The following is a 7557-nucleotide window of genomic DNA, read 5'->3' on the forward strand; positions in this document are numbered from 1 at the left end:
TTCAATTAAATAATGTATTTACGCCGCAAAATTATCCATAAGAAAATAATCTGATTTCCAGCGATAGCAATTTGTGCTTTTTTTATTTATACCGGGACGGTGCTTTTTTTCTAAAGAAGTCTTTGCTAACGCAAACCGCATTTGCTGACTTTGGGTTCGTTTTATTTTTTTGCGCACGAAAAAAAAGAAAAGGAATGAGGAGAAATAAAATATGAAAGTAAAAGTTTTTTATTTATTGAGTCATAAGATATAGATTCCCAACAAAGAGTTGGGAACAAAACTATATTATTGACACCCCACACATTCTTGTGATCTATCTTCTACATCATTCGTAGACTCAGGAGACTGTGATCGTAGGTAGTACGTGGACTTCAAACCAAACTTCCAGGCATTCATATAGATCTCATTGAGATACTTACCGCTGGCTTTGTCCAGCGTAATGAAGATATTGAGACTCTGTCCCTGATCCAACCATTTCTGCCTGATCGCTCCCGCTTTGATAAGAGCGTTCTGGTCAAGTTCATATGCTGGCGTATAGTACTGCCAGGTATCTGCCGTAAGGTTCGGGGCTACCACAGGGATAAGCCCGGAGAGGTTCTCTTCGAACCATTTTCTTTTATAGACCGGTTCGATCGCCTGTGTGGTTCCCGTCAGGATAGAGATAGAACTGGTCGGTGCGATAGCCATCAGATATCCGTTTCTCATACCGTCCGTTTTGACCTTCTCTTTCAGCGCTTGCCAATCATGCGTGTACCCAAAGAGGCCGCCCCTGTCAACCAGTTTACAGGCATTCTCATTCGCTTTGTCTATAGGGAAGATGCCCTTGGACCAGTCAGACCCTTCAAACGTCGGGTACTTCCCTTTCTCTAGCGCCAGATTACTCGATGACTCAATGGCATAGTAAGAGAATGACTCCATCACCTCATCTATTTTAGTGTAGTGCTCATGGCTTCCCCATTCTATCTGGTTCTCTGCAAGCATCTGCGACTCACCCATCACGCCCAGTCCTATCGATCGTGACTTTTCATTGGTCTTTTTCACTTTGGCCAGCGGATAGAAGTTCAGGTCGATCACATTGTCAAGCATACGGATGGCGGTAGGTACGACCCGTGCCATATCCTCTTTGGTATGCACGTTGGCGAGGTTGACAGATGCAAGGTTACACACCGCCGTATCACCATCGGTCTTTTCTTTGTCAACGATCCAGATCTGTTTACCGTTAAGGCTGTCAAGTGCGGTCACTTTTTTGGCAGGTTTTGTCATCCCGTTATCTACCGTGATCATCTCCTCTTCATCATACGCCTCTATCGTCCCATCTTCAAACGTGAACCTTGTTTTATACGTGTTTGGCGCGGTATTCTGAAAGATCTCTGTACAAAGGTTGGTACTTCTGATCACGCCGACATGTTTGTTGGGGTTCGCTTTGTTGGCCGTATCTTTGAAAGTAAGGAAGGGGTTTCCTGTTTCAAAGTAAGACCTGAGCATCTCTTTCCAAAGACTCTTGGCAGAAACCCTTTCTCTAGTGATCTTTTCATCGGAGTTTTCAAGCTCTATATAGCGCGCTTCGAATGCTTCACCATAGAGTGTTGTCAACTCTGTCACTTCGAACGGATCAAAGAGTGTCCACATCTCATCCGCTTCTACCCTTTTCATAAAGAGGTCGTTCAGCCATACGGCAGGGAAAAGATCATGTGCTCTACGACGCTCTTCTCCTGAGTTCTTCTTCAGGTCGAGGAAGTCTCTGATATCTACATGCCAGGGCTCTATATAGACAGCGATCGCCCCTTTACGTGTCCCCAGCTGGTCTACGGCTATGGCGACATCATTGGCTATCTTGAGGAAAGGCACGATACCGCCTGCCGCATGCTTGTGCCCATCGATGTAGGAACCCATACCACGCACCAAGGACCAGTCCCAACCGATCCCCCCGCCGAATTTGGATAGCAGTGCCATCTCTTTGTATCCGTCAAAAATTCCCTCGATATTATCAGGGGTTGAACCGATGTAACATGAGCTCAATTGATGTCTTGGCGTTCTTGCGTTCGATAGCGTAGGTGTCGCGGCCATGACCTCGAACTTACTCAAAATGTCATAAAACTTTTTCGCCCATGTTTGACAGTCAAATTCGTTTTGTGCCAAAAACATCGCGACACCCATAAAAAGCTGCTGAGGCAGTTCAATAGGACTGCCGTTCCGGTCTTTTAACAGATAGCGGTCATACAGTGTACGAATACCAAGGTAGTTGAACTGAAGATCGCGTTCAGGCTTAATATACTCATTGAGGTCATCCAGATCATACTTCTCTTTCAGCCCAAGCACAATGCGGCCCTCTTTCTCACCGCGTTCAAAGTATTCACGCAGATGATTGTAGCCTGTAAAGCCCGTGACCTTATGATAAAGGTCATAGAGGAAAAGTCTTGCTGCCACAAAGGTCCAGTCCGGCCTGTCGATGTCTATCTTGTCAACTGCCGTTTTTATCAGTGTCTGCTGTATCTCCTGAGTAGAGATCATATCGCGGAACTGGAGCTTTGCATCCACTTCAAGTTCGCTTTGACTTACGCGTACAAGACCCTCTACCGCAGCGGATGTATATTTCTGGATCTTCCCTACATCTAAGGTTTCTACTCTTCCATTTCGTTTAACAACTCTGATCATCTTTTCCCTGTCCTTTAGTGTTGTTTTGTCATGCGATTTGATAACATTGATTAATCCGATTTTACTCAAATTTACCTTGCGTGTTTTTGAAAAGTCGTATCATTTTTAGGCATCTTTTTTATAAGATTTGGTGATAGCATTTGAAAGGCTCACTGGCAGGGAGATTGCCAAAAAGTATAAGTATTATTTATCAGAGAAAAGGTGAAAAAAGTAAGGTAGCATATCTCTGTTTTACCGCGGAAAGAGTCTCCACGGTATCGTCTATTGAAAGACCCTTTTAAAAATGGCATCCACATTTTTCGTGTAGTAGTCATAGTTGAAACACTCTCGTATCTGCACTTCGGAAAGTGACTGGCGCAGTTCTTCATCCGCGAGCAGGTACTGAAGGTAGAGTGACTCGCCCTTATCATTGGTAGATGGTTTTCCCTGCTGTATCTCTTCCCATACTTTCATCGCATTTCTTTGTACGATCCTGTAGGCATCTTCACGACTGACCCCTGCTTTGGGAAGTTCAAGCAGTACTCTCTGAGAAAATACCAGTCCTCCTGTCAAGTTCAGGTTCTTCATCATGTTCTCCGGCATCACTGTCAGGTTTGCGATCACATTGTTCATACGGTGCAGCATGAAGTCACTCGTGATGAATGCGTCAGGTAGCCAGAAACGCTCCGTTGAGGAATGCGAAATATCTCTTTCATGCCAGAGTGCCACATTTTCCATAGCAGGTGCGGCATAGGCTCTGATCATACGTGCAAGACCGGTAATGTTCTCTGTCAAAATAGGGTTTCTTTTGTGCGGCATCGCAGAAGATCCTTTTTGCCCTTTTGCAAAATACTCCTCCGCTTCATACACTTCTGTTCTTTGCAAGTGTCTGACCTGTACCGCGAATTTCTCTATGGAGGAAGCCATCAGCGCCAAGGCCGTTGCCAACCTTGCATATCTGTCCCTATGGACCACCTGGTTGGAGCAAGGCTCAGGTTTCAACCCCAGCTCTGCCATGGCAAGTTCTTCAAGCTCCAGTGGCGCATGTGCAAAGTTGCCCATCGCACCCGATATCTGACCCACAGCGATCACTTCCATGGTCTCTTCAAGGTTCTTAAGATGTCTGCCCATCTCGTCATACCAGACGGCCAACGTCAGACCAAAGGTAATAGGCTCACCATGGATACCATGGCTTCTTCCTACCATCAGTGTCATCTTGTGTTCTTCAGCTCTTTTCTTGATGGACTCCATCAGCATCTTTACATCGGCAATGATGATTTCCAGTGATGCCTTCATTTGCAGTGCCACCCCCGTATCCACCGCATCTGAAGAGGTCATCCCGTAGTGGAACCATCGGGACTCCTCTCCAAGACTTTCACTGACACTGGTATTGAAAGCGATTAGGTCATGTTTTGTCACCGCTTCTATCTCTTCTATTCTCTCCACGGAAAAGGTAGCGTTCTTGACGATCTTTTCGCAATCCTCATCAGGAATGAGCCCCAGTTTGTTCCATGCTTTCACAGCTGCTTTCTCCACCTCTAGCCATGCTGCATATCTTGCATGCTGTGTCCAATGTTTTGTCATCTCTTCTCTTGCATATCTTTCTACCATTGCATACCCTTATGTGTATAAAAATTTGATACAATTCTACCAAAATAGCAGTTAATACTACGACTAGTTGTATGCGCTCGCTAAGTCTCCGATTACAGTAAAAAGGTGAAGCAGCAATGCCATTTGTCAAAGAGAAATTTACCGTCCCAAAGAAAATGCCCGCCTTTCTATTTATCATGCGCGCCTTCAATTTTACCCAGGGGGAAGCACAACGTGTATTGTCAAAAGGCAGGCTTCTTGTCAACGGTGTATCCCTGTTTAATACGGGAGAGTCTATAGAAGGGGAAGTGGAAGTCGTCTATTTCAAGCCCTCTTCACAAGGCAACCTTCCCCTCTTTCACACGAAAGACTTTATCGTCTTCGAGAAACATTCCGGTGTCTTGGTCCATCCCAATACCATGTCAACACCCTATTCCCTGCTTGACGAGATACGTACCGTTGCCGGGGACAGTGCAAATGCGGTACACCGCATCGACATGGAGACTTCAGGGCTTCTTTTGGCGAGCAAACATAAAAGGTCCGAGTCCTTTTTGAAAAGTTCTTTTGAAAACAGAAGCATTCAGAAATCCTACCTTGCATGGGTGGACGGGAAACTCACAGAACCCTTCTCTTCCCATGAGCGCATCAAGATAAACAATGACTACAGCCAGACCAAGCACAAGGTCTTTATCTCCGAGGAAGGCAAAGCTTCCCATACGGATTTCATCCCGCTTGAGTATGATGAAACACTGGATGCTACACTGCTTGCCTGCTACCCTCATACCGGGAGAACGCATCAGATCAGGGTCCATTTGTTTCACGTGAAACATCCCATTTTGGGTGATCCTCTTTACGGGACAACCTTCAAAACTGCCAATGACTACCTCGAAGAGGTACTCAGTCCTGAAGACCGTATAAAAGAAACAGGAGCAAGCAGACTGTTGCTTCATGCGCAAAGCCTCTCTTTTAATTTCGGGTCCAGATTCCACATAGAGAGTAAAAGTGATTTTTCTCAGATGAGACATTTGATCTGTGCAAAAGAGGAACGGATCTTTAACGCATAAAAGGTGTTTTAGTCTGCCTGAAAAAGTTTTAAATATCCATAGAAGTACGTCACCGCGACGACCCATTGCACTTTTTTACTTTATGCGGGACGGTGCTTTTGGGTTCATTTTCTATCGTGTTCCAAAACAAAAAAAGAAAAAACGAGAAACTATTTCTCATCCTCAGAACGGGAATCATAGATAAACCAGCCTACCCCGATAGCTGCAACCACCACAATAAATCCCAACATAAAAATCTCTACACTTGACATCAGACTTCTCCCTCTAATTCCTGCTCTCTCAACTGTCCGCAGGCTGCTGAGATATCCAGCCCTTTGGATTCACGAATGGTACAGTGCAGTCCCCGTTTGGTGAGATACTCCTGGAACTCTTTCATGTCTTTTTCGCTCGGCCGCTTGAACTCAGTACCCCCGTACGGATTAAAGTAGATCAGATTTACCTTGGCCTTGATCCCATCAAGAAGTGAAAGCAGCTTCTTTGCCGCAGAGATATCATCATTGACATCCTTGATGACAAGATACTCGAACATCACCCTTTTCCTGTCATTGACAGGAAAATTTTTGACCGCATCGATGATCGATGCAATATTATAGGCTTTGTTGATAGGCATCAGTTTTTGTCTCAGTGCATCATCCACGGCATGCAGGGAGATCGCAAGATTGATCCCCAGCTCCATCTTTCCAAGTTTCTCGATCTTGCTGCTCAGGCCAGAGGTAGAGATCGTTTGTCTATGTGTGGCAATCGCCATACCTTCCGGGTCTGCAAATATCTTTACCGCCTTTGCCACTTCTGTCAGGTTGTCAAGCGGTTCACCCATTCCCATATAGACAATATTGACACGGCGGTTGGCATCGATATCATTGTCTTTCTTGATCATCCGTACCTGTTCGACGATCTCACCCGCTGTCAGATTACGCATAAATCCGCCCTTTGCGGTCAAACAAAAGGCACACCCTACCTTACACCCTACCTGAGATGAGATACAGACCGTATAGCGCTCCTGATGCTTAACAGAGCCATCTTCATGATATTCCTTCTCCCTCATTAAGAGCAGTACGGATTCCACCGTATGTTTGTCATGCAGCTCGAAGAGATATTTGCGGCTACCGTCCTTGGAGTTCTGTACCATGACTGTTTTGAGCGGCGTGAGCGTATACTCCTCTTCCAGCTTCTCCCGCATCTCTTTGGGAATATTTTTCATCTCCTCAAAAGACTCGGCATACTTGTGGTAGATCCAGTGGTATATCTGCTTTGCACGGAAAGAAGGTTTGATCACTTCGCTTAACTCTTCTTTGGTCAGATCTTGTATTATTTTTTTACTCATTTTATGTCCCGTCATTCTCGGGCTTGACCCGGGAATCTATAGTTTAGTCTTTGCAAGGTTGTGATCTCCGGGTCAGGCACGAAGATGACATCCCTGCTAGTTTTTTTGTATATACTCAGTAAGTCTCTTCATCGCCTCTTTATGATTATCCATAAAGTCTTGATGCGCATTTTCATCACAATAATTCGTCACAATAAAAATACCTGCCGCAGGAATATCAAAAGATCTGGCCACTTTCAGTACGGCATAGTACTCCATATTTTCCAAATGGATATTTTTGGAAAGATATGCCTTTCCTATCTTTTTATCCGTGGTAATATAATTCGAGGAGTTCACGATTGTTTCACGTGAAACATCTTCTGCCGTAGAAACCATATTGTCTATAGGGGTGTAGGAACCGCCTGTAAAAAAACTGTTCTCTATGTTCGTTGCGGTCTTGGATTCGACAATGTCAAAGATCTTCTTTTCTCCATACGACCCTGCCGTGCCCACGAACAATATAAATTTCGGTTTCTGTGAGAGACATAACCGCGTTAAATTGATCGCTACGTCCGTCATGCCAATGCCAACGGGCATGGCAAAATCAAACTGTTCGCGTTCTCCTGCACAAATGATCATAACTACATTCTCACAGGGATATGCTTCCCTTTAAGATAACGTTTCAGCTCCATAATGTCAATCTCTTTAAAGTGGAAGATCGAAGCCGCTAAAGCAGCATCAGCATGACCAAGGGTGAATGCTTCTTCGATGTGCTGCATCGTACCGGCTCCGCCGGATGCGATCACCGGGATATTGACAAGGTCGCTGATCTTTCTGTTCAAGGCATTGTCAAATCCTGCTTTCGTTCCATCCGCATCCATAGAGGTAACAAGCAGCTCGCCCGCTCCTCTGTCACAGGCTTCTTTGGCCCATTCGAGTGCATCGATACCGGTATCGTTACGCCCG

The 7557-nt window shown here is 45.2% G+C and carries 6 protein-coding genes; 1 reads left to right on the plus strand and 5 read right to left on the minus strand.

The features are described from left to right. Positions 1-285: 285 nt before the first annotated feature. Together VIM88_RS04645 and purB are read right to left on the minus strand one after the other, a co-directional pair. On the minus strand, positions 286-2655 hold the full coding sequence (locus VIM88_RS04645) for a ribonucleoside-diphosphate reductase subunit alpha (protein WP_331861715.1): 2370 nt from the start codon (positions 2653-2655) through the stop codon (positions 286-288). A gap of 261 nt (positions 2656-2916) precedes the next feature. Next, positions 2917-4245, minus strand: a complete 1329-nt coding sequence (purB, locus tag VIM88_RS04650) for an adenylosuccinate lyase (RefSeq protein WP_331861716.1) — start codon at positions 4243-4245, stop codon at positions 2917-2919. A gap of 116 nt (positions 4246-4361) precedes the next feature. Between purB and VIM88_RS04655 the strand changes: the two genes are divergently transcribed. After that, positions 4362-5288: an RluA family pseudouridine synthase gene (locus VIM88_RS04655; protein WP_331861717.1), complete on the plus strand. Its 927-nt coding sequence runs from the start codon at positions 4362-4364 to the stop codon at positions 5286-5288. A gap of 250 nt (positions 5289-5538) precedes the next feature. Here the strand turns inward: VIM88_RS04655 and rlmN are convergent, their stop codons facing one another. The 3 genes from rlmN to VIM88_RS04670 all read right to left on the minus strand — a co-directional run. Beyond that, a complete protein-coding gene (rlmN, locus tag VIM88_RS04660) occupies positions 5539-6612 on the minus strand; it encodes a 23S rRNA (adenine(2503)-C(2))-methyltransferase RlmN (RefSeq protein WP_331861718.1) in 1074 nt (357 codons plus the stop codon). A gap of 96 nt (positions 6613-6708) precedes the next feature. After that, complete coding sequence (locus VIM88_RS04665; protein ID WP_331861719.1) at positions 6709-7230, minus strand: purine-nucleoside phosphorylase; 522 nt, start codon at positions 7228-7230, stop codon at positions 6709-6711. A gap of 2 nt (positions 7231-7232) precedes the next feature. Beyond that, positions 7233-7557 (minus strand): HisA/HisF-related TIM barrel protein (locus tag VIM88_RS04670; RefSeq protein WP_331861720.1); only part of this gene is annotated, 325 nt, incomplete at its 5' end.

Source organism: Sulfurovum sp. (assembly GCF_036568385.1).
In the GTDB taxonomy this organism is placed as follows: Bacteria; Campylobacterota; Campylobacteria; order Campylobacterales; family Sulfurovaceae; genus Sulfurovum.